Origin of the sequence: Nocardia sp. NPDC057440, from assembly GCF_042802915.1 — a bacterium.
Classification (GTDB): Bacteria; Actinomycetota; Actinomycetes; order Mycobacteriales; family Mycobacteriaceae; genus Nocardia.
In genome coordinates, this window is record NZ_JBHVDF010000002.1 from 526,932 (window position 1) to 549,090 (window position 22,159).

Genomic DNA, 22,159 nt, shown 5'->3' on the forward strand with positions numbered 1-22,159 from the left:
CCTCAGAAATCAATAAACGACGACGCGGCGACGATTAGCCCGCCAGAAACGATCAGTGCCCACGGGCCAGCGAGCATGAAAGCGCCAGCAACGACCAGTCCGAGCCCGATGCCCGCCATGGCCAATACGTCTCGCTTCAGAAACGCGAGCTTCATGTGCAAAACCTCGGGTCAAGCAAAGACCACGAAAGGCTTTGCCCGCTTTCTGTAAATGTGCTGCTTGTATCCCCAGAGCGCCAAAGTGACGCAAACAAGTGGGGTGATATCGGCATTGGAAAGCGATTTGGAGAAAACCCACAGGTCCTGCATGGGCTTCTTGTCCGCCGCTGCGACCGCTGTTGTGAGTGGGGTCTGTACGGTGTGCGTGACATTCGGTGTTTCGCCGCCAACCGGGGCAATGCCGGATTTCAAGTCACCGCACGCCAGCGCATAGTCACGGCTGCTCGGGACGACCACTTTGATTCCCCTGGATTCCAACTCTTCGATCAAAGTTCCCGCCGGAGAATCTCGCGATATAACAACGAACGGGACCTTGTAGAGCTTGTAAATAGCTTCGACGCGATCGGCCACCCATTTGATGCCGGGGCGGTAATCGACCTGCTCAGCGAGGCCCGTGATCTCGATGTGGAATTCGTCGTCAGAGTTGATGCCCGCAGCGGAAATCGCTGTCCACGAAGCATCGGGAGCAGAATCCACAGCAAGGGCGAATTTGCCGACAAGCTGACTCGATTCATTGCCTTGGTCGCTCCACTTTTCACGGGGAATGACGCGCCACCCGTTACCGTCCGAGGGCCAATCCCCGACACCGAGGCGTTCCATGGCGAAGTCATCCCGGGTCATCGACTGGTACTCGACATCGCGAATCCACGCCTCGTCCAGGCGAATCCCCATAGCAGGGTTGGCTATTGCCCAGGTCTCGGGATCGCCAGGCCGGTCATGCTCGTCGCAATCGGGGCGACAGAAGAGGTTGCAAGAGTTCGCAGACCACTCGATCCAGGCCAGCCTTTGTTCCAGCTTTTCCCCGGCCAGGTGAGCGAGCGCGCGGTTACGCATACGGCCGAAATGCTCGGACTCATGATTGCCCGCGCTACCGGTATAGATGAGCTGGGGATTGGGCCGGGCAGACACCGAAGGCATCAACGCCTTGATCTCGCTCGAACCCAGCTTCTTCATGGCTTCGTCAAAGACAATGGTGTCGCCCGTGAAACCTCGAACGTTGCCTGAGCTGCGCGCTTTGAACAGGAGGCGCTGACCCGACTTCAGGTGGATGCCTTCTTCGCCGTGGCTGTTGACTACTCGCTTGACTTCGCGGTCCAGGTCCGGCGTGTTCTGGATCAGCATCAAGATTCGGTTGAATGCTTCGATCGCAGTCGGGAACAGGTGCGCGGAGTGGATGATCAGGCGTTCGCCCCACAGGAAGAGTCCGGCGAGTTCCCTGGCCTCGAGAATACTGCCTTTCCCGTTTTGGCGGCTTACCATGAGCCCGAATTCCGAAGCGGCCCATTTGTTTTCGACTTGTCCGGTGTACGGATTGCTATAGGTGTCTTCTCGGATCGCGGCCATCTGACGAATGCAGAGGCGCTGCCACTGATCGAGAGTCAGGCCCGTGAGTTCGGCAAGCTCAATGGCTTCATCGCCCAGACTCTCTACGTCCAGGTCCGGATCTCCGTGGGGAACTCTTAACGCCGAGCCCGGAACTGCCAGGATTCTCGGTGTCTGATGGCCGATCAACTGATCGCTTGGCGCGTATGGAGGCAAGATTTGCTACCCCCTTCGGCAAGTGCGGATTAGCTGGTGCCTTTGCCCTCTGGAGGATCTCGATATCTTCTATGATCTTCTGAGCTCTCAACAAAAGCGCTGCCTGATCTCCGGTGCGGAGCTGGCTCATATGACATGTCTTGCAACGGTTTCCGTCGAGCTCGCGGGCAATGAAGTCGCGCAGCGCGATCAAGGATTCCTCTGTGTCGCCCCGAGCGAAGACTTCTGCGATGGACTGCGGCTCTTCGAACTGCTCTTCTTTGTCGTTCTCAGCCATCAGCCCCCACCTTGTAAACCCTGCTTTCGGCGTCGACACGCATAACCCGGTCCTCTGCCAGAACCCGGTATACGCGCCGCTCCGGATCGACACGGACTATGCGGTCACCTTGGAGGACCAGGCCATCGCCAAAAGCGAATTCGGAGTCGTAGAACAGGACAACTTCCGATGCCTGAACAATGACCTTCGCAGACTCAGCGAATGCGACCGATTCGGTAACAGAGACAAGTGAAATCTGTAGTGCTGTCTCGGAATACGAGATGTCGTCACTAGCGGTCTTCAGGGTGGAGGTCGAGAATGCCGCGTCATCAGCAAGGCCGATAGTGTCCGACACCGCGAAACGGACCAGTGCGTCATCAACAACGCCGATATCTTCGGACACCGAGACCGTGTTGATGACGAACGCCGTGTCCGCAAGGTCGATGGACTCCGTAGCCCGAATGATGACCATGGCGGACTCGGTAAACGACGCGGTCTCGGTGGCATTTGGTCCAACGCCAGCCGTGTCGGCAAACGCGATGCTGTCAGATCCCGCAACAACCAGGACGGCCAGGTCAGCTACTGCGACACTCTCTGAGCCTGGCACGGTAGCCACAACTGCGGCGGTGTCGACAAGCGCGACAGTGTCCGAGGCTGGCACCGGTTTAGCGCCAACGAAGGAGGGCCGGTTCGGCCGGTAGTTGGATGCGGGGCGACTTCTACCGATACGGGCCATGGGTCACCTTCCCTTTACCGCGACCGGCCTTACTCCTCGTAAAGGACCCAGCACGTCATCCCGATCGCGACCGCTGTGGTGGCACGAATGCGCAGGATGTCATTTGCGATCACTCCACCCTCGCGATCAAGGGGCTCTTGGCTTTCGTAACTCTGGCCAAATTCGTTCCGGAAGAAGATTTCCCTGGTCGCGGTGATCGTGCCCTCTGCCGTGGAGGTAAAGCCCGATGCGCTGGTACCCAACGAAATTGCGGAGGCAGCCGTACCGGCATCGTCATATTTCACGACATCGCCCGCCGCAAATGCCGTCACTGTCGCAGCAACCGTGCCCGTAGTGATCAGCTCGACCTTGACCAGCGCTGTCGGCACAACGTCGAAAGAGTAACCCCATGCGATGACCGCAATATTGGTGGTTGGCTTGATTTGCAGCATCGTTTTAAGCGAAGTGCCGGTAGTTACCGCAGCGGGGGCGGCTGTTAGTGCTGCGGTGGCTGCGTTGTAAACCTTGTAACGCCTGCGCGCCATAGCATGCTCCTGTCAGTAAGTATTCGGCCGGTTAATGGCCTGCATCGGCATAGGCACGTTTGTTGGGGCGAAGTCCCCGAATTGGCAATCGTCAAAGCCCATTTGGCCCGTCGCTGATCCGTCGGAGGCGCGCTGCATAATCACGGCTCCGTAGCGCCCGGTCTGGTTGGCAGTCAAAGTGCCTGAGTCGTCCCAGGTGTTGATGACGTTGCCGTTATAGGCGGTGGTGTAGACATTGTTGGTTACCCAGAATTCGATGCGTCCGCCAACCGCCATATTTGAGCCGCCATTGGCATTTGCATACGCGCTTTGAGTGACAATTCCGGCCGCAGCCCACGACGTCATGGTAAAAATGCCGAGTTGAGCATTCTTGATAAAAAGAACTGGCACGGTGCCGGTCGTAGCATTGTTCGGCGATCGCAGCACCACGCATGATGGACTGCCGCCAGAAGTGCCTGGATGTAGCTGCGCAATCGTGACCGCGATGTACTGATCCGCGCCAGAGCTTGGACGGGCAATGAACTCTGCCGGGAAAAAGCCTGACGTGGAATTCGTGGTGATCATTCCGCCGCTGGTCAGTGGATTTGTGCCGCCGTTACGCCGAACCCACTGACCGCTCAGCGTGGATGGGAAGTTGTCAACGGAGCGCGTCCATTGCAAGGGCATATCTCTCACCCCTCATGAGGGCAGTAGCCATAACTGCCACGCGCTTGATTGCAGTTGTGGCACAGGATCTGAAACATCGACGGATATCCGTTGCGAATAATCCATTCGACCATGTTCGACCCTTTTCCTACCTCTGCCCTGTGCTTATTGCCGTCGCCGTCTTTGTGGTCTATTGACAGGAATTCCATCCTGGCTTCGTCGCAGCACGAACAACGTCCGCCATAATGAGCCAGGACGGTTAGCCGACGTCTTCGATTTCGTTCCCGGGAATAGGCTTTGCGGTCCCTAACGGCCACGTAGACTACGAGATCGTCGCCGTTGCCTGCAAAGTCCAGACCGCGCCGGAGACTTTCGTGCCCAAAGACTGGACTTTCCGGTTCACCATGACTCCAGAAGTGGTCGCCGTCGCAAAGCTGGCGTTGGTCACCGGGGCCGCCGTAGCAATTGCCCAGCACCACTCTTCCCACGCGAAATTGGCATCAGATCCGGTAAACGTCGTCGACGCGGTGATAACGCCGGTCACGCTTGTCGGTGCGCCATCCAGGGCCTTGTACAGCTGACTCGCACCCAACAGCGCGACATCTGAACCGCCAACCGCTGTGGTGCTGTTCCCGACACCAGTCACGCCCCGCGAAGTCGTGAAAGCCTGGCCGGTCCCGGTGATCAGATCGCTGAGGCGCTGCTTGCCGACATTGACCAGGGCATTGCCGATCACGTCTACGATGTCATCCGGAGCCAAAAGGCCGAGCGACTCAAGAGCGCGCAGCTCTGAACCGCTCGGCTCGTGCCCGAAACGATCGGTGAGATTGGCGATAGTCTCAGGCTCGTACTTGAGAACACGGGCACGCATCTTCCACGTGACATTATCGGTCTGCATTGAGAGTCCTCTTAGGATTTATCCCTGATAAAAAGGGTGATATAGCGAGTCCTGATGCGCCCGCCTACGGTGGTGATCGTGTTGTAGATCGTGTAGTTCTGGTTCAAGGTGCCCCCCGAAATCCAAACCTTGGCGCTCACCGGGGTGAACGATGGAGCCGGAGGGCCACTGATGGTGATGCCCGTTGTTGGATCTGCCGTCCATGTCGACGCGTTGATCGTGTCCGAGATCAGGGAAAGCCAGTCGTCCCAGTCGATTTGATAGTCGAGTTTGTCGCCCGGCGGTTTCCGGAATTCGTCTGCCATGTCACCCCCAATTTCTCGAGTACTTCACCGCTGAGGGCCCACGACCACCCCGGATTGCGTTGTGGATCATGTGCGCTGGGGTGAGATTCGAAAGCTCGTACATCAGATGCGGTGCCTCGGCCCGGGGAATCTTGTGATCCAACGACCAGCCCATCGGATGCCGCCCAGACAGCGACAGGTCGATAGGTTCACCGCACAGCCAGCACACCGGGGGAAGCGTTTGTTTCATTCGCTTGCAAAGATTTCGCCACCGGGCGTTGTTGATTTCCGCCATGGCCGAACCTCACAGGAAGATGACGCCTTGCCAGTCGGTTCCGTAGTACCGGGCATCGAAGTTGTATCGGCCATGGGCACCGCCATAGAGGTAGCCGTTCCACCCGGCTTCGGCGTTGCAGACAATGTCGTCGTGCTGGCAAATCGTGAGCACCGGAACCGTCCCGAAATCGGCATCTACGCCGGACAACGGATACCCGACCAACTGATTACCGGGAACCGAAGAAAGGCCAGCAGAGCCGGGTCCGGCAGCACGCTTGGGATCGGAAAGCAGGACCGCGTTGACGCCGTCGATGTACTTGTTCCGTGTAACCCACGCGTGGACGATCGCCGCACCTTCCGAGTGCCCCATGATTGTGATGTGGCCACCAGGGCATTCCGCCTTGCGACGCTGTACAGCCGCATCCAAGTTCGCGAGGCCCTGAGTCGGGTACAAAATGTCATAGCCAACCGGGAAATCACCGATCAGATCTTCCGAGGACTGCCAAGTACCCGCCGCACTGATCTTGGCTCCGCCGACAACAATGCTGTACACGTCGTCACACATGTCGTCAGCGCGGGCTTCGGGGGACGCGAGGTTGGAAAGTGCAGTAATGGCAATAGTGGCAGCAGCAACAGCCAGTGCCTTGAATGTGAGCGACATCGGGGAGAACCTTCTTCTTTTGTGAACGAAAAACCCCGAGCGCCCTCGAACCTCGCTCAACCCGCCGAGCCTGATACGGCCACTCGAAAATATTCAATGCGGGGGGACGGTTACCTTGGGCGCTCGGGGCGCTAAAAAACCCCGCCCTACCGGAAAGGAGCGGGGTGGTTGTCCGCACGGATGGAATCGAACCACCTGTGCCCGTAGGCGAGAGATTTACAGTCTCTGTGCACTCCATGTGCTCGTGCAGTTAACGCCGATCTGAAAGGATTCGAACCTCCGCATTCCGGGCTTCAACCGGACGCTCTTCCTTCTGAGCTACAGATCGTTGGCAAAGGCGGCAGGACTCGAACCTGCAACCGGCGGCTTTGGAGACCGCTGCTCTTCCTATTGAGCTACGCCAATGCGGTGCGTTATTTGTTACACCGAGGCGCACCCCTCGGGATCTTGCTGACGGCTCAATCGATGTTCAATGGACGCCGCCGTTCACTATTTTTGAACGTTCGGGAATGTTGTACACCTGCTCGCACCCGAACAAAACCGGCTGGACACCCCAGGAGAAGGAAGGTGTCCAGCCGGTTTTCATTATCCCCAGGTAGCGGGAAATCTATTTGGTGCCGCCGAACTTACATACGAACCGCACGGCGTTAGCATAAGACTATTCGCGTTGCAAATGCACGGTTAAATAAAACTCTCGATCAGGTTGGACACGACTCGGTAGTCTTTCGGCCCGTTGACCACGAGTTTTACGTTGGCGTCGATCAGCATTTGGCGGCGCTCTTCCATGGTCGCAGCGGGCCATATTTCGCCATAGGTCTTCTCGGTCTCGACTTGCACCCAACCCGACTTCACGACCGGCAGTTCGGCGAGCAGATCTCGTCTTTTGATCAGCGCCAACATTTGCGAGCGGTATCTTTTTTCGTCATCCGGCGTGGTGTACAGGCCCAGCTCTCGGTCTTCGCGCAGAGATGCGATTGTCTGCTCTGCCTGCTCCAGCTCATGAGAGTGATCGCTGCCAGCCCGCCAAACACGCTCGACGATCTTCCGAGTGCTGTAGATGTCGAGAAATGCCTGCTCAAGCTCATGCTCCGCTTCGTCGGCAACTACGGAAACCAGTGGACACGCAGGCTTTTTGGAGCACCTGAAGTATCTGTGCTCAACACCTTTTCTCGTGGTCTTCGTGCTCTGCGCCAGATTGCTCTCACAGTTCCCGCACACCCCCACGCCAAGCACGGGATTGAGGCTGTGTCGACGCTCGTGGGGCCCTTGGCATCGCTGCTCCACTTCATTCTGTATGCGCGCCCACGTGTCTGGATCGAACGAGGGTGGACCGACCGTGACCGGCACCCCTTCGGCATCGAGTAGCGGTCTGCCAAGGATCATCTTGACGCCCTGGGTCGCCGGGGAGGTCAGGATCGCCTTGAGTCTCTGGGTGGACCAAGCTTCACCCCTCGTCGGCTTCCCGGACCTGATGCGCAGCCAATCTCGGGGGGATGGCGTCTCCGGATTGCTGGAAAGTTCGTAGGTCATCCTGGTCAATGAGTCGCCAGCGAAAAGGCGATCGGCGGTTCGGTGCAAGACCGCCTGAGCTTCTGGGTCATGAGCAAGCGCTTTGCCGCCTTGGCCGCTCGGGTGCTCGACCACCATGAAGCCGAACGGGGGGACGCCATAGCCCCAGCGGTCGGTCGCGCGCAGTTTCCCGATGCGATCATGTGCGCGCTGGACGAATCGCTGCCCCTCCAGCTCCGCGAAAAAACTCGCCATGAATAAAAAGACGCGCGCGTTCATTGCGGCCATAGGGTCCTGCTGATCCTCGGGCGTGTAGAAATCGATCCGAATGCCGTCATCGATCAGGACCAGGATCTTGCGGTGCTCCTTAGCCCATTTTGTCAGCGCGAGGGAGTCATCGGCTCGACGGAATACGCGGTCGGTTTTGGAGAAGATCAACGCATCGAACTGGTCTTTGCGGTCGGTGAGCCACTGCCTCAGGTCTGGTCGCTGCCAGGGGCTGAGCTTGATGGCCGAGACGTCCAGGTCTTCGACGGTGCCGACCACCTCCCACTCCTGACCTGCGGCGTAGGCAATGCCCCGATCCTTCTGACTGTGGTGGCTCGTCTTCTCCGGGCCCTGGACATGGGACACACGCGCAGCGACGACGGCTCGCAGGCCAACCAGTGAATAGCTCATGTCAGGAGTGTAACTTAGTACTGGTGGAAAATCCCCGCCATGAAGCTGAAGACCAGCCCGGTCATCAGCAGCCAACCACCCCAGAGGACGAGCGCCGCGCGCTGCTGATCGGTGCGAGCAGCCCTGCCGCGCAGCAGAATTCCGGCGACCAGAGCAACGAGTGCGGCCGGGATGAGCCAGGCGATCTGACCACCCTGGGCGGGTTCGAACATGCGGGTGATCCCGGTGCTGCCCCACATTCCGTTGCCGCCCGAGGGCAGTTCACCGCCGGGACCGACGCTGCCGCGCTCATTGCCGTTCAATCGGCCGAGGCCGTTGTAACCGAAGGTCAGGTCGAGGATCGAATTATTGTGCGAGCCGCCGATCCATGGCCGCGACGAGGCAGGCCAGAGTTCCACGATCAGCAGCCACCAGCCTGCTCCGGCGATCATCGCCGCGCCCGCGGCGAGCAGCTGCCAGATCCGCTTGCCGAGCTTCGGTGGACCTGCGATCAGATAGGTCAGCGCCAGCGCGGGGACTACGAGCAGCACCTGCAATTGCTTGGTGAGGAACCCGAATCCGATCAGCACGCCGGTGAGCGCCAACCAGCGGGTGCGCCCGTCCGCCACGGCACGGGTCATCGCCCATGCCGCCGCGACCATCAAGAACACCAGCAGCGCATCCGGATTGTTGAACCGGAACATCAGCGCCGCGACGGGAGTCACCGCGAGCGTCAGTCCGGCGAGCAGTCCGGCGGCCGGGCCGAACGGCCTGCGGACCGTCGCCCACAGCAGCGCCACCGAAGCGACGCCGAGCAGTACTTCCGGAACAAGAATGCTCCAGCTGTTGAGGCCGAACGCACGCACCGACAGTTCCATCAACCACAGCGAGGCGGGCGGTTTGTCGACAGTGATCGAGTTCGCGGCATCCGAGGAGCCGAAGAAGAACGCCTCCCACGACACCGAACCGGCCTGCACCGCAGCGGAATAGAACGAGTTGGCCCAGCCGCTCGAACTGAGGTTGCACAGATAGGCGACAGTGGTGCCGATCAGCAGCACGGCCAATGCCGGGTACTCCCACCGGATGTCGCGCTTGCCGGTCGGTTCGGGAACCGTCGCGGTCGGCGCGGCGATCAGTGTGGTCATCGGAGACCTCCTTCTCCACCGGATGCCGCGGTGTCCAGCGCCGGTCGATCGGCAGGGTTCCGGAAAACCCAGCGCAGCCCGACGAATCGAGTCAGTGTGGCGATCAGATTGGCCGTCACCAGCACGAACAGCTCGAGATGGACCGGCGCGTCCGGGGCCCAATGATGCAGCGTGAACAGCGATCCGCTGGTCAACGCCAGGCCGATGCCGAAGATCACCAAACCCTGGAACTGGTGCGACACCGCCCCGCGAGACCCGCGCACCCCGAAGGTGAAGGCACGGTTGGCGGCGGTATTGCCGACCGCGGTGATCAACAGCGCCAGGAAGTTGGCGGGCTGCGCGCCGATGAACGATTGCAGGACAACGTAGAGCAGCAGGTAAGCGAAGGTGCTCAACACCCCGACAATGGCGAAGCGCACCAACTGCCCGACCATGCCGAGCGGCACGCCCGCCACCAGCGGCTCGCGCCCGATCGCCCGGCGCAACTCCTCCAGCGGCAGCGCGCCGGTGGCGAGCGCCCGACCGAGTCGGGCGATGCCGAGCAGATCTTTGCGCGCCGTGTCCACGATGTCGACGCGGCTGTCGGGGTCATCGATCCAGTCGACGGGCACTTCGTGAATGCGCAGCCCGGCCCGCTCCGCCAGCACGAGCAGTTCGGTGTCGAAGAACCACTCACCGTCGCGTACCAGCGGCAGCAGTCTGCGCGCGACCTCGGCGCGCATCGCCTTGAATCCGCACTGCGCATCCGAGAAGTGCGCCTGCAGTGAGGCTTTCAGCAGCAGGTTGTAGCAGCGGGAAATGATCTCGCGCTTGGGGCCGCGCACCACGCGCGAGGACGCGCTCAATCGGGTGCCGATCGCGAGATCGGAATGCCCGGTGATCAGTGGAGCGACCAGGGGGAGCAGGGCATTGAGGTCGGTGGACAGGTCGACGTCCATGTAGGCGACCACCTGGGCGTCGGACTGCTCCCACACCGTCCGCAGCGCTCTGCCCCGCCCTTTGGCGTCCAGATGCACTACTCGCACGTCGTCGAGCTCGTCGGCGAGCAGCCGCGCGACCTGCATGGTGTCGTCGGTGCTCGCATTATCGGCAATGGTGATGCGCGCCGGGAACGGAAACCCGGCCCGCAGGTACTCGTGCAGCCGACGCACGCATACCCCGAGGTCGGTCTCCTCGTTGTAGACGGGGATCACCACATCCAGCACGGGGGTGATCACCGCTTCGGTCGGCTCCGCCCGGTGTACGGCGGTCGCGGTTTCGGTCATGTCGACCACCTTCGACACCCGCGCTGGTGTGGAGCTGGGCCCCAGCTGTGAGGTTGCTGGGTACCCGGGTCCTACCGGAGGCGTCGAATGCGCACGACAGTGTCGACCCGGTGCCCGCTCTGACCATCCGGCCAGGTCACCTCGCGCTGGACCTCGTCGGTCGTCTCGACCTGCCAGGCGGCCGGGTCGAGGCCGAGTCCGTCGATGACCTCCGGGATCGTCGGGAAGTGCACGTCGAAGGGCGCGTCGTGCTCGTGCACGAACGACGGCCACCCGGCGTGACCGGCGATCAGCAATACCCCACCGGGCGACACCGCCGCCGCGGCCCTGCGCAGCACGTCGGTGCGCTCATCGGCCTGGGCGACCGGCGAGTGGAAGAACTGCGCGGACACCAGATCGAACGACCCGCCCGGAAACGACTGCGCCAGATCGTGTTCGGCCCAGCTGATCCGGTCACCGATACCCGCGTCCTGTGCGTGCCCCGCGGCGCGCCGCAGGGCGGTCGCGGACACATCGACCGCGGTGACCCGCCATCCGTGTCCGGCCAGCCAGATGGCGTCGCCGCCTTCGCCGCAGCCGAGGTCGAGCGCACTTCCCGGTGTCAGGTCGGCAACTTCACGCACCAGCAGCGGGTTGGGATTCCCGGACCAGACCTGGTCGCGGTCTCGATAGAACTCCTCCCAGTACTGCTGGGTGGCGCTCGATTCAGAGGTCTCGGTCATGGGTCGTGCTCCTGTCGGGGGTCGCAGGCCGGTGGTTGTCCACCGTCATCGAATGATGGCCGTGCCGTACTTTGCGGGCCACTTTCTTTGCTGTTTCGGCAACTCGTGGCGATGGTGACGCGGCGCACTGTGGACCGATGTCACATTCCGGCCGCCCGCTCAGTCATCTAGGCAGAACCACCGAATACCAGCGAAGCGATTGGGGATGACTCCCAGTCCGCCATGATCGGAGAGACCAATGACCTCGACCATCCTGCTCACCGGCGGCACCGGCACCCTCGGCGGCCACGTCACGCCGCTGCTGCGGGAAGCCTGCTATCGGATTCGGCTGCTGAGCCGCAGCACCCGCGAGGCCGCCGAGGGCATCGAATACGTAACCGGTGACCTCCTGAAAGGCGAAGGCATCGATACGGCGGTGGCCGGTGTCGACACCATCGTGCACCTTGCGGGCGGCCCCAAGGGCGATGACATCGCCACACAGAACCTGGTGAACGCCGCCGCGGCCGCGGGCGTGCGGCACTTCGTACACATCTCGGTCATCGGCGCGGACACCATCCCGCTCGGGTATTTCAAGGCCAAGCTCGGCGCGGAGCGCGCCATCATCGAGTCCGGCCTGCCGTACACGATCCTGCGCGCCGCCCAGTTCCACGACCTGGCGCTGAAGACGGTGCAGGCGATGGCGAAGATGCCGATCGTCCCGGCTCCCAGCGCGATCCGGTGGCAGCCGGTCGATTCGCGTGAGGTGGCGGCCCGCCTGGTCGAGCTGGCGAACGGCGCCCCGGCCGGTCTGGTGACGGATCTGGCCGGCCCCACGGTGTACACGCTGCCCGAGCTGATCCGCGGCTACTTGACGGCCGTCGGCAAGCGCCGCCCGTTCCTGCCGATCCGGGTGCCGGGCAAGGCGGGCAAGGCTTACCGTGCCGGCGTCAATCTCAATCTCGACAACGCTCGAATCGGCAAGCGCACTTGGGAAGACTTCCTCACCGAACAGCTGGGCTGAGAATCCGCCCTCCAGCGGAAAGGCAGCCTTCGAGCCTCCCGCCGTAGCGTACGGTCGGGGGGCCGGGACCGTTCAGGTCTCCAATCAAAGGACCACGATGTCCGATAAATCTCCGCGCAGTGGCATGACGAAGAAGTCCGGCAAGTCTCTCAAGGAAAAGCGAGCGGAGAAGAAGGCCAAGTCGGCCGGTGATGCGAGCACCGAGTCCACCTTCCTGCCCAAGAAGCGCTGAGCGCGGGAGCGTCCTCGGCCGGTTAGTCGAAGTCGATCTCGACGTGGTCGGTCAGCGGCACCGACCGGCAAGCGAGGGTGAGGCCGAGGGCGAGGTCGGCGTCGACGAGAGTTTCGTCGCGCAGCATGCTGACCTCGCCCGCGCGCACCGTGCAGGCGCATGCGCCGCATTCGCCCGCACGGCAGGAGTACGGCGCGTCGTAGCCATCGGCGAGCAGACTGTCCAGCAGCGTGGCCGAAGGTTGGTACGGTCGATTTCGTGACGCAACGCGGCCGGGATACAGACGAAGCGCCGCCCAAGCGCGTCGATGCTCGCACCGAGCGGTGGCGCGAGCATCGCAAGAAGGTGCGTGACGAATTCGTGGACGCGGCATTCCGCGCGCTGGACAAGTTCGGCCCCGAAGTCAGCATGGGTGATATCGCCAAGGAGGCGGGCGCGGCGAAACCCAAGCTGTACCGGCATTTCGAGGACAAAACCGACCTCTACAACGCCATTGTCGACCGGGTGCGCGACATGCTGTGGGAACGGATTGTTTCCAGCATCGACCTGACCCACGACTCGGCCCGTGAATTGGTTCGCCGCGGCGCGGCCGAATACGTGCTCGTGGTGACCGAGCATCCGAACGTCTTCCGCTTCATGCTGCACAGCCACTTCACCCAGCAGGCCGACGAATCCGAGCGCGCGTTGCAGTCCGCTCGCCAATCGGCCAAGCGCGCCGCCGAGCTGTTCGCCGGAATGCTGGGGGACAAGTCTGTCGAGGTGGCCAGCGTGGAGCTGGTCAACTACTCGATTTTCGGCGCGGTCGCCTCGGCCACCGACTGGTGGCTCGGCGCGAACCGCGTGCAGGCGAACGCGATGCCGATCGAGAAGTTCGTCGCCTACCTGGCCGAGATCATCTCGGCCCTCGCCGAGGCGAACGCCCGTCTCAACGGGATCGTGATCGACGCCGACCTTCCTTTGCACCAAGCATTTTCGAGTGTATAGGCCGTAGAGAGCCACCGGTGCCGCCGGCCGCGAGCGCGATAACGGCCGGCCGCCGCATCCACGTGAACCACGCTGTTCCTGTTGTGCCGCGCCATTGAGGCCAACTGTGTTTGCGATCCTCAGTATGAACCAGCCCACCGACAAGAAACGGCCGTCGGAGCCGGCAGCCACGACCTGTCGTCCGCTTCGTTCGGCCTGCACAGAACGATGCCGACCGCCGCTGACGAAAACCAAGTCCGGCGGGTGGTCCGAGGAATCCGGCCGGGACCTGCCGTCACGGATTGTGGCCGACGATGCGCGCAGGCCCGCGAGGATAGGATCACCTCCCCGTGGGTGTGAATACGGAAAACAGGATGGTCGCCATCCCCGCCGGGCGGGTGACGCTGTCGGATCGGCGGACGCAGCGCAGCTGGTCGGTCGAGGTGCGGCCGTATTCGATGTCGCGGTTTCCGGTCACTCAATCGCAGTACGCGCACGTCACCGGTCAACGCCCGAGCGCCGCGCACGGCGACCGCATGCCGGTCGAGACTGTCTCGTGGTGGGACGCGGTCCGATTCTGCAACGCGCTGTCCCGAAGCGAGGGGTTGTCACCGGCGTATCGCATCGATGCCGATGCCGATGCCGATGCCGATGCCGATGCCGATGCCGGTGCCGATAGTGATGCTGATGCTGATGCTGATGCTGATGCTGATGCCGGTGCCGATAGTGATGCTGATGCCGATGCCGGTGCCGATGATGGTGCCCAAGCCGCAGTCGGTGCCAGTGCCGATGGCGGCGGTATCGAGTGGATCGCTTCCGCCGACGGGTACCGGTTGCCGACCGAAGCCGAGTGGGAGCATGCGTGCCGCGCCGGGACGACCGGTCCGCGTTATGGCGAACTCGATGAGATCGCTTGGTACCGAGGCAATTCCGAGGGCCGTATGCACGAGGTGGGCGGCAAGCGGCCCAATGCGTTCGGCCTGTACGACATGCTCGGCAACGTGTGGGATTGGTGCTGGGACGTCTACGACGCCGAGGTGTACGGCGCCTATCGGGTGCTGCGCGGCGGCGGGTGGTTCGACGAGCACTGGAGCTGCCGCGCCTCGGTGCGCCGTCGCAGTCATCCGAGCTTTCGGCCCGACGACGTCGGCTTCCGTGTCGTCCGTTCGGCGTGGCTCTGAGCGCGACTCAGTCGCCCTGAGCGCGGCCTACGAGTGGCTCAATCGCCACAGCGGCGACACCGGCCCATGCCCGGCGCCGAGGTCGTAGGACGCGGCGAGGCAGCGATAGGTCCACTCCTTGGCGAAGGCCACCGCGTCGGGGACCGAATAGCCGTTGGCGAGGGCGCAGGCGATCGCGGCGGCCAGGGTGTCGCCGCCGCCGTGGTCGTTGCCGGTGCTGATGCGCGGTGCGGTGAACTCCAGGAATCGCTCGCCGTCGAACAGCAGATCGGTGCTGAATTCGGACGAGCGCAGATGCCCGCCCTTGACGATCGCCCACTGTGCGCCGAGCGTGTGCAGCGCTTCGGCGGCGCGGCGGGCGCTCGGGTCGTCGGTGACCTCGATGCCGGTGATCAGCCTGACCTCGTCCAGGTTCGGTGTCACCACGGTCGCGAGGGGAATCAGCGTGTGCCGCACCGCGTCCAGCGCCTCCTCGTGCAGCAGCGGATCGCCGTGCATAGACGCCGCGACGGGGTCGACCACCAGCGGAATCGTTCCGTCGCGTCCGATGCCGACCTCGTGACAGACCCCCGCGACGGCCTCGATGATGGCGGTCGAGGCCAGCATCCCGGTCTTGGCCGCGCCGATCCCGATATCGCCCACCACGGTGCGCACCTGATCGGCCACGATCTGCGGCGGAATCTCGTGAAAGCCGCTGACGCCCACCGAGTTCTGCACCGTCACCGCCGCCACCGCGACGCACGCGTGCACCCCGCACAGCGCCATGGTGCGCGAGTCGGCCTGGATCCCGGCACCACCACCCGAGTCGGTGCCCGCGATGGTGAGCGCGCGGACCGGGGTCTGTCCCTCGGCGGGAAGAGGCAGCAATTTCACACCCAAGACCCTACGACCTGCCATGCCGGGAAGCCGCCCCGGAATCCCTGACGTAAATGAAAACCATTATCATTAATGGGTGACCACTTCATCGACCACCGACCTGCTGCCCGTCACCGTGCTGTCCGGCTTCCTCGGCGCGGGCAAGACCACGCTGCTCAACCACATCCTGGCCAACCGGGACGGCCGCCGCGTCGCGGTCATCGTCAACGACATGAGCGAGGTGAATATCGACGCCGCGCTCGTCGCAGGCCAGGGGCACCTGGACCGGACCGAAGAGAAGCTGGTCGAGCTCACCAATGGCTGCATCTGCTGCACGCTGCGCGAGGACCTGATCGAAGCGGTCGGCCGCCTGGCGCGGGACGGCCGGTTCGATCAGCTGGTCATCGAATCCACCGGCATCTCCGAGCCCATGCCGGTGGCCGCCACCTTCGACTGGGAATTCGAGGACGGCTTCACCCTCGGCGATATCGCGCGGCTGGACACCATGGTGACGGTGGTCGACGCATCGACCTTCCTCACCGAGGTGGCCCGCGGGCAGGCTCTTGCCGAGCGCAATCTGCAAGCGGCGGAAGGGGATGGGCGCACCATCGCCGACTTGCTGGTGGATCAGGTGGAATTCGCCGACGTCGTGCTCGTCAACAAGACCGATCTGGTGAGCGACGCCGTCGCCGGGGCGGTGGAAGCCACTGTGCGCAGGCTGAATCCGCGTGCCGAGGTGCTGCGCACGCAGCAGGGCATCGTGGACTTGGCCGAGGTGCTCGGCACCGGACGCTACAACCCGGTCGTCGCCGCCGAGGCCGCGGGTTGGGAGGACGAACTCGCGGGCGGACACATCCCGGAGACCGAGGAATACGGCATCCGCAGCCTGACCTACACCGCCGACCGCCCCTTCCATCCGTCCCGGCTCTGCGATGCGCTCGATCAGATGCGAGGCCTGTTGCGCAGCAAGGGTTTCTGCTGGATCGCCAGCCGGGCGGGGTTGGCGGCGGTCTGGTCGCAGGCGGGCCCGAACCTGGTATTCGAACCGGCCGCCCGGTGGACTTCGCTGGAGGTGCCGCCGGGACAAGAGATCGTCTTCATCGGCGTAAAGCTCGACCGCGACCGGGTTCGCGACATGCTGGACGCCGCATTGCTCACCGACGTCGAACTCGCTGCGGGACAACGGGAATGGGCCGACTACCCCGATCCGTTCCCCGCTTGGGGCGAGCTGCACGAGCACGCATGAGCGATGAGTGCCGCCATTGCGCCGTCGGCGCAGCGGACGAAAACCAGGTATGCGTGCACCTCATGCTCGAACGGACCATCGGATAGCGCCGCGCTCCGCGTCGTGGTTGATCAGTAGTGACGGCCGTCAGCGCGCCAGCAGTTCCCGCAGCGCGTTATCGATGAATGCCGCTCCCTCCGGATCGCTCCCGCCGCCGGTGAGATGGCCCCAGATACCGGGTACCACAATGAGTTTCGCGTCCCGCATGTGACCGACGGCCCACGCCTCGTCCTCCGGAGGGAAGTACAGATCCTTCAGGGCGGGCAGGGCCACGGCCTTCGCCGTGATGGCGGCCAATGCCGCCTCGGTGTCGCCGTCGAAACCCGGTGTCAGACCGATGTCGGCGTGCTTCCAGGTCCAGATCTGGGCGAGTAGATCGTTGGCGTCCGCCGTCGCGAAGATCGGCTCCCACAGGTTGGTGAGGAAGTCGTCGAGGGTGGCGAAGCCGACTTTCTCGTAGACCCGCTCCCAATAGAACGCCTGCGACAACGCCCACCCCGCGAGCACGCGGGCGAACGCGCGCAGGCCGATGCGCGGCGGTTCCGGGTAGTCGCCGTCGGCGAAGGCCGCATCGGCGGTCAGGGCGTATCGCAGGCCGTCGAGGAAGACCTTGTTGTGCGGGCTGGTGTGTGACGAGCCGGTGATCGACGCCATGCGTTCCACCATGTCCGGGTAGCTGACCGCCCACTGGTAGGTCTGCGCCGCGCCCATCGAGGCGCCGATCACAAGGGGCAGTCGGGTGATGCCGAAATGCTCGGTGATCAAGCGGTGCTGGGCGGTGACATTGTCGAGAATGGTGACGTTCGGGAACCGCGCGCGGTCGTATGGCGCTGGGGTATTGCTCGGCGAGCTGGAAAGCCCGTTGCCGAACAGATTCGGCGCGATCACGAAGTAGCGGGTGGTGTCCAGCGCCTTGCCCGGGCCGATCAACCACTCGTTGTGGATGTGGGTCCCCGCGAACCAGGTCGGGAAGAGAATGGCGTTCGACTTGTCGTCCGCGAGCTCGCCGTAGGTCTGGTACGCCAGCCGGGCATTGGGCACGGTGCCACCGGCAAAGGCGAAGTCGCCGAGCTCGAAGATTTTGTGATCGGTCACACTCATTTCAAGTAACTGTGACGCCGAGGTATTCCACGGCCGTGACCCACACACCCCTGGTCGGCGCGTGGGTCGCGGTCGGGCGGGCCGGTGATATGAGCCGGTCCAACGGCGCGGCATGGCTCTTGCCTCAGTTCGAGATGCCGGGAGTCTGCCGGAGGTAGGACGTGTCGGTCAGCTGCTCGAGCATGAAGTCCGCGATATCGGCGCGGGCGATCTTCAGCGCGAGTCCGGTCTCGTCGGCCGGGAATCCGCGGCGGTAGCTGCCGGTGCGCGGGCCGTCGGTGAAGGCGCTCGGGCGCACGATGGTCCAGTCCAGGTCGCTGGCGCGGACGTACGCCTCCTGCTGCACGTGATCGGCGTATGCCTGGCGCAGCAGCATGCCGAACATGACGTACTTCCACAGGAAGTTCAGATTGCCGCGGCTGTCGCCGACGCCGAGGGTGGTCTGTGCGATCAGCCGCTTCACTCCGGTCCGGTTCATCGCTTCGATGACCGCACGCGTGCCCTCGGCCCGGATGACGCCCTTGCGCCCCGCACCGAGTGAGATCAGCACCGCGTCCTGGCCCACGACGGCCCGCTCCACCGACGCTGTGTCGAGCACGTCGCCCTCGATGATGTGCAAGCGCTCGTGCCGCTGCTCGACTCCGGCCGCGCTGCGGGTGAAGGCCGTCACCTCGTGACCCTGCGCGAGGGCCTGCTCGACGACCTGGCGACCGACGGTGCTTGTCGCTCCGAAGACTGCGATTTTCACGGTGTTCTCCTTGTTCTCGAAAGCTGTTGAGCTGTTGATGAATCCAGTACATCAGCGCCGAGTCCGGTGAACCATGGCCGCGCGTCTCGATGACATAAGAGACTGTCTCGGGCCTGCGGGACGCACCACGGCCCGTGCGCCGGAACACCGGGCACGGGCCGTCGAGTGGCGAAGAATACTCAGCTGAGCTGGGCGAAGAAGCTCCGGATATCGCCGACCAAGACGTCGGGCGCTTCGTGTGCGGCGTAGTGCCCTGCCGCGTCGTTGGGGCCGCCGGTGACGGAGCCGACGTCATAGGAGTTCCAGCTGACGATCTTGCGGTGGTCACGCTCGGCGAAGCGGCGGATCGACTGGAAGTCGCCCTTGAACATCGCGAGCCCGGTCGGCGTCTCGGTGGGCGCGGCAGGCTGCTGCCCGACGTGGGCGTCCTCGTAGTAGAAGCGAATCGACGAGCCCGCGGTGCCGGTCAGCCAGTAGATGGCCACATTGCCGATCACGAAGTCGTCGTCGAGGCTCTCGCCGAACAGCTGCGCATTCCAGCCGAGCAGGCCCACCGGCGAATCGCTCAGCGCGAAGGCCAGGGTCTGCGGCTGCTGGCTGTGCAGGGTGTTGAAGGCCATCTTGTTCTCGTGGAACCACTGCAGGTGCCCCAGCGCGGCCATGTCGTCCTCGGACAGGCCCTCGAATTCCGCCGGGTCGCCGGACGGGAACGAAAACAGTTGGGTGACATGAACTCCGACGACGCGATCCGGATCGATGCGGCCGATCTCGGGCGAGATCATCGAGCCGCCGTCGTTGCCGATGGCACCGTAGCGCTCGTAGCCGAGCCTGCTCATCAGCTCCACCCACGCCTTGGCGGTGCGGTCGCGACCCCAGCCGGTGCTGCGGGTCGGTCCGGAGAATCCGAATCCCGGCAGCGAGGGGATGACCAGGTGGAAGGCCGGGGCGTCGGCGGACTCCGGCTCGGTGAGCGGGGCGATGACGTCGAGGTATTCCAGGATCGAACCCGGCCAGCCGTGGCTCAGGATCACCGGGAGCGCGTCGGCCCGCGAGGACTTGATGTGCAGGAAGTGGATGTCCTCGCCCTCGATCTCGGTGACGAACTGCGGGTAGGAGTTCAGCTTCGCCTCCAGCGCCCGCCAGTCGAAATGATCCAGCCAGTGCTCGGCGAGGGCGCGCACTCGCTCGTTCGGCACGCCGTAGGAGTCGGCGACGCCGCTCAGCTCGTTCGGCCAGATCGCCCGTTGCAGCCGGTTGGCCAGGTCGTCGAGCTGGGTCTGCGGGATGTCGATGGTGAAGGGGCGAACGGCGTTCATGATCTTCTCCTTGTGAAACGGAATGCTTCGTTCTGTTTAAGACAGTAGCAGAACGGATCGTTCCGTTTCAAGTGCTACGCTGAAGTCATGCCGAAAACATCCGAAACCCCAGCTCCGAAGGCCCTGCCGGGCCGCAAGGCCCAGGCCGCCCGCAACGACGGGTTGATCATGGAGGCCGCGCGGGCGGTTTTCCTCGCCGATCCCAACGCCCCGATCGCCGCCGTCGCCGAACGCGCCGGGGTCGGGATCAGCGCGCTCTATCGCCGCTATCCGAGCAAGGAGGACCTCTTGCGCACCCTGTGCCACCAGGGCCTGCGCCGCTACAACGTGGAAGCCGATGCCGCACTGGAGGACTCCGACGGCTGGCACGGCTTCGTCGGATTCCTGGAGCGGGTGGTCGATGCCGACGTGCACTCGCTGACAGTGCATCTGGCGGGCACCTTCACGCCGGACGAATCGATGTTGCCCGACGTGCTGCACGCGGGGGAGGTTGCTGAGGAGCTGGTGCGCCGCGCTCACGCCTCCGGGCGACTGCGTCCCGACGTCACCAGCCTGGATCTCGGCCTCGTCCTGGAAGCCTGCGCCGCCATTTCGATGCCCGACGGCAAGCGCACCGCCGAGCTGCGCCGTCGCGTTCTCGGGCTGCTCATCGCGGGCCTGACGGTCGAGGGCGAGCTGCCGGGTCCGCCGCCGGAGGCCGGCGAATTCGCCTGGCGTTGGCAGCGGCGTCCGTGACCGATGATTTCGCCGACGACCGCGCGTCTGCACTGGTAGGAATATCCCTGTCCGCAGCAGCGAAAGGACTCGCGATGAACTGGACACTCGAGGTCGTGATCGTGCCGGTATCGGACATCGACCGGGCCAAGGACTTCTACTCCGAGCAGTTGGGTTTCGCGGTCGACCACGACACCGAAATCGGCGAGGGCGTCCGGCTGGTACAGCTGACCCCACCGGGCTCCGGCTGCTCCATCGTCATCGGCGAGGGCGCGGTTCCCACGATGGAACCCGGCTCGCTGCAAGGTTTGCAGCTGGTGGTCCCCGACATCCGAAAAGCCCACGCCGAGTTGGTCGAACGCGGCGTCGAGGTCAGCGATGTCCAAGTTCTCGGCCACAGCCCGACCCCGATGCCCGACCTCCTGGACAACGTCGGCTTCCTCTTCTTCACCGACCCTGACGGCAACGGCTGGGCCGTCCAGCAGATCTCCACGCGCCCCTAGCCATGCGTGCCCGACGGTGTGGCATGGCTGCGACGCTATCCGCGATTGGCGAGGAGGAGGGCTTGGGTGCTGCGGCCGAGGGGGCCTTTTTCGTCGAAGAGGGCGGATTCGGCCAGGCCGATACCGTGTGGTTGGGGGTAGGTGACGGCGTCGAGGCAGATCCATTCGCCTACCGGTATGCGGTGCAGTGTGACGGTGAGGTCGGTGTTGATGAACAGGTAGCGCGACCAGTCCAGGACCGAGCTCACACCGTTGCCGGAGTCGGCGGCGGCCAGGGTGCGTTCCAGTGGGCTCGCGGTGGTGCCCGCCACGATCGGATATTTCAGCCGGATCCAGCAGATCGCGGGTCCGGGTTCGGCGAATGATCCTGTGATGAACCGGTATTCGATACCGGTGTGGAAGCCGACCGGCTGGCTGGCCGGAAACGCCGACGGGATCGCCTGCTCGGGTCCCGGACGGATGCCGGAGGGGATGATCTGCGGGGGCAGGGTCAGTTCGGGCTCGGCCAGTCTGAAGCGCCAGGCGTTGGCCTTCATGACCGGCCCGCGATCGGCTGAGAGCGTCGCTTCGATGAGCTCGACGCTGCGGCCGGGCCGGGTGACGCGCGCCTCGACGGTCAGCGGCGCCAGCGGAACCGGGCCGAGAATCTCGACCGCGACCCTGCCGACCTGGAAGCCCTCCCGCGGTGCGCAGCGTTCGATCGCGTAGCCGAGCAGCGCGGACGGCGGCCCGGCGTGCTGGGCGTCCGGTGACCACGGACCTCGGGTGAGCTCGGTCGAGACGAACCGATCGGGGTCCGCCGGGTCAGGTAGGTAGAAGGCGTCGGCCACGTCGTTGTCCGTCCCATCGGGCCGGCGGCGCTGCCGGTCGGCGAGTTATCTGTCGGTTGACGATTCCATTCGGGACGGTACTCCGGCGCTGGCGCC

Annotated in this window: 23 protein-coding genes, 1 tRNA gene and 2 pseudogenes; 7 read left to right on the top strand and 19 right to left on the bottom strand. The window is 63.8% G+C overall.

The window, feature by feature from the left end:
• Nucleotides 1-2 precede the first annotated feature (2 nt).
• The 13 genes and pseudogenes from ACFU4Z_RS05695 to ACFU4Z_RS05755 all read right to left on the bottom strand — a co-directional run bounded on the left by ACFU4Z_RS05695 (nt 3) and on the right by ACFU4Z_RS05755 (nt 11,335).
• On the bottom strand, nt 3-155 hold the full coding sequence (locus tag ACFU4Z_RS05695) for a hypothetical protein (RefSeq protein WP_379060034.1): 153 nt from the start codon (nt 153-155) through the stop codon (nt 3-5).
• 15 nt (nt 156-170) lie between these two features.
• Nucleotides 171-1,730, bottom strand: a complete 1,560-nt coding sequence (locus ACFU4Z_RS05700; RefSeq protein ID WP_379060036.1) for a hypothetical protein — start codon at nt 1,728-1,730, stop codon at nt 171-173.
• A gap of 296 nt (nt 1,731-2,026) precedes the next feature.
• Nucleotides 2,027-2,749, bottom strand: a complete 723-nt coding sequence (locus ACFU4Z_RS05705) for a hypothetical protein (protein ID WP_379060038.1) — start codon at nt 2,747-2,749, stop codon at nt 2,027-2,029.
• Nucleotides 2,750-2,778: 29 nt separating this feature from the next.
• Nucleotides 2,779-3,273, bottom strand: coding sequence for a hypothetical protein (locus tag ACFU4Z_RS05710; protein WP_379060039.1), 495 nt, complete (start codon nt 3,271-3,273; stop codon nt 2,779-2,781).
• A 12-nt stretch (nt 3,274-3,285) separates the two neighbouring features.
• Complete coding sequence (locus ACFU4Z_RS05715) at nt 3,286-3,939, bottom strand: hypothetical protein (protein WP_379060040.1); 654 nt, start codon at nt 3,937-3,939, stop codon at nt 3,286-3,288.
• A gap of 301 nt (nt 3,940-4,240) precedes the next feature.
• On the bottom strand, nt 4,241-4,816 hold the full coding sequence (locus ACFU4Z_RS05720) for a hypothetical protein (protein WP_379060041.1): 576 nt from the start codon (nt 4,814-4,816) through the stop codon (nt 4,241-4,243).
• 11 nt (nt 4,817-4,827) lie between these two features.
• Entirely contained in the window at nt 4,828-5,121 is a 294-nt protein-coding gene (locus ACFU4Z_RS05725) for a hypothetical protein (RefSeq protein WP_379060043.1), read from the bottom strand.
• Between the two features lie 283 nt (nt 5,122-5,404).
• Nucleotides 5,405-6,037, bottom strand: a complete 633-nt coding sequence (locus ACFU4Z_RS05730; RefSeq protein ID WP_379060045.1) for a cutinase family protein — start codon at nt 6,035-6,037, stop codon at nt 5,405-5,407.
• 256 nt (nt 6,038-6,293) lie between these two features.
• Nucleotides 6,294-6,365: transfer RNA gene (locus ACFU4Z_RS05735), tRNA-Phe, on the bottom strand.
• 353 nt (nt 6,366-6,718) lie between these two features.
• The gene (locus ACFU4Z_RS05740; protein ID WP_379060046.1) at nt 6,719-8,224 is read right to left on the bottom strand and encodes a recombinase family protein; all 1,506 of its coding nucleotides are present in this window, start codon (nt 8,222-8,224) and stop codon (nt 6,719-6,721) included.
• 17 nt (nt 8,225-8,241) lie between these two features.
• Nucleotides 8,242-9,348, bottom strand: a pseudogene (locus ACFU4Z_RS05745) (glycosyltransferase family 39 protein); the annotation flags it as partial.
• Nucleotides 9,345-10,613 (bottom strand): glycosyltransferase, encoded by a 1,269-nt coding sequence (locus ACFU4Z_RS05750; RefSeq protein ID WP_379060047.1) that lies wholly within the window; start codon nt 10,611-10,613, stop codon nt 9,345-9,347. The gene ACFU4Z_RS05750 and the pseudogene ACFU4Z_RS05745, both read right to left, overlap by 4 nt.
• 71 nt (nt 10,614-10,684) lie before the next feature.
• On the bottom strand, nt 10,685-11,335 hold the full coding sequence (locus ACFU4Z_RS05755) for an SAM-dependent methyltransferase (RefSeq protein ID WP_379060048.1): 651 nt from the start codon (nt 11,333-11,335) through the stop codon (nt 10,685-10,687).
• A gap of 238 nt (nt 11,336-11,573) precedes the next feature.
• On the opposite strand from ACFU4Z_RS05755, the gene ACFU4Z_RS05760 reads away from it, so the two are divergent.
• A complete protein-coding gene (locus ACFU4Z_RS05760) occupies nt 11,574-12,335 on the top strand; it encodes an SDR family oxidoreductase (protein WP_379060050.1) in 762 nt (253 codons plus the stop codon).
• 97 nt (nt 12,336-12,432) lie between these two features.
• The gene (locus ACFU4Z_RS05765) at nt 12,433-12,567 is read left to right on the top strand and encodes a hypothetical protein (RefSeq protein ID WP_379060052.1); all 135 of its coding nucleotides are present in this window, start codon (nt 12,433-12,435) and stop codon (nt 12,565-12,567) included.
• A gap of 22 nt (nt 12,568-12,589) precedes the next feature.
• On the opposite strand, the pseudogene ACFU4Z_RS05770 reads toward ACFU4Z_RS05765, so the two are convergent.
• Nucleotides 12,590-12,796, bottom strand: a pseudogene (locus tag ACFU4Z_RS05770) (2Fe-2S iron-sulfur cluster-binding protein); the annotation flags it as partial.
• A 29-nt stretch (nt 12,797-12,825) separates the two neighbouring features.
• Here ACFU4Z_RS05770 and ACFU4Z_RS05775 point away from each other — a divergent pair.
• The gene (locus ACFU4Z_RS05775) at nt 12,826-13,551 is read left to right on the top strand and encodes a TetR family transcriptional regulator (RefSeq protein WP_379060054.1); all 726 of its coding nucleotides are present in this window, start codon (nt 12,826-12,828) and stop codon (nt 13,549-13,551) included.
• Nucleotides 13,552-13,904: 353 nt separating this feature from the next.
• Nucleotides 13,905-14,711: a formylglycine-generating enzyme family protein gene (locus ACFU4Z_RS05780; protein ID WP_379060055.1), complete on the top strand. Its 807-nt coding sequence runs from the start codon at nt 13,905-13,907 to the stop codon at nt 14,709-14,711.
• 27 nt (nt 14,712-14,738) lie between these two features.
• On the opposite strand, the gene thiD is transcribed toward ACFU4Z_RS05780, so the two are convergent.
• The gene (gene thiD, locus ACFU4Z_RS05785) at nt 14,739-15,584 is read right to left on the bottom strand and encodes a bifunctional hydroxymethylpyrimidine kinase/phosphomethylpyrimidine kinase (RefSeq protein WP_379060056.1); all 846 of its coding nucleotides are present in this window, start codon (nt 15,582-15,584) and stop codon (nt 14,739-14,741) included.
• A 79-nt stretch (nt 15,585-15,663) separates the two neighbouring features.
• On the opposite strand from thiD, the gene ACFU4Z_RS05790 reads away from it, so the two are divergent.
• A complete protein-coding gene (locus tag ACFU4Z_RS05790; RefSeq protein WP_379060058.1) occupies nt 15,664-16,812 on the top strand; it encodes a GTP-binding protein in 1,149 nt (382 codons plus the stop codon).
• 126 nt (nt 16,813-16,938) lie between these two features.
• Here ACFU4Z_RS05790 and ACFU4Z_RS05795 read toward each other — a convergent pair whose 3' ends face one another.
• The 3 genes from ACFU4Z_RS05795 to ACFU4Z_RS05805 all read right to left on the bottom strand — a co-directional run bounded on the left by ACFU4Z_RS05795 (nt 16,939) and on the right by ACFU4Z_RS05805 (nt 20,016).
• Nucleotides 16,939-17,952, bottom strand: a complete 1,014-nt coding sequence (locus ACFU4Z_RS05795) for an alpha/beta fold hydrolase (protein WP_379060060.1) — start codon at nt 17,950-17,952, stop codon at nt 16,939-16,941.
• 124 nt (nt 17,953-18,076) lie between these two features.
• Nucleotides 18,077-18,700 (bottom strand): NAD(P)-dependent oxidoreductase, encoded by a 624-nt coding sequence (locus tag ACFU4Z_RS05800; protein WP_379060062.1) that lies wholly within the window; start codon nt 18,698-18,700, stop codon nt 18,077-18,079.
• A 179-nt stretch (nt 18,701-18,879) separates the two neighbouring features.
• Nucleotides 18,880-20,016, bottom strand: coding sequence for an epoxide hydrolase family protein (locus tag ACFU4Z_RS05805; RefSeq protein WP_379060064.1), 1,137 nt, complete (start codon nt 20,014-20,016; stop codon nt 18,880-18,882).
• A gap of 87 nt (nt 20,017-20,103) precedes the next feature.
• Between ACFU4Z_RS05805 and ACFU4Z_RS05810 the strand changes: the two genes are divergently transcribed.
• Together ACFU4Z_RS05810 and ACFU4Z_RS05815 are read left to right on the top strand one after the other, a co-directional pair.
• Nucleotides 20,104-20,751: a TetR/AcrR family transcriptional regulator gene (locus ACFU4Z_RS05810; RefSeq protein ID WP_379060066.1), complete on the top strand. Its 648-nt coding sequence runs from the start codon at nt 20,104-20,106 to the stop codon at nt 20,749-20,751.
• Between the two features lie 74 nt (nt 20,752-20,825).
• Entirely contained in the window at nt 20,826-21,233 is a 408-nt protein-coding gene (locus ACFU4Z_RS05815; RefSeq protein ID WP_379060068.1) for a VOC family protein, read from the top strand.
• 35 nt (nt 21,234-21,268) lie between these two features.
• Here the strand turns inward: ACFU4Z_RS05815 and ACFU4Z_RS05820 are convergent, their stop codons facing one another.
• On the bottom strand, nt 21,269-22,063 hold the full coding sequence (locus tag ACFU4Z_RS05820; protein ID WP_379060069.1) for a thioesterase family protein: 795 nt from the start codon (nt 22,061-22,063) through the stop codon (nt 21,269-21,271).
• Nucleotides 22,064-22,159 lie beyond the last annotated feature (96 nt).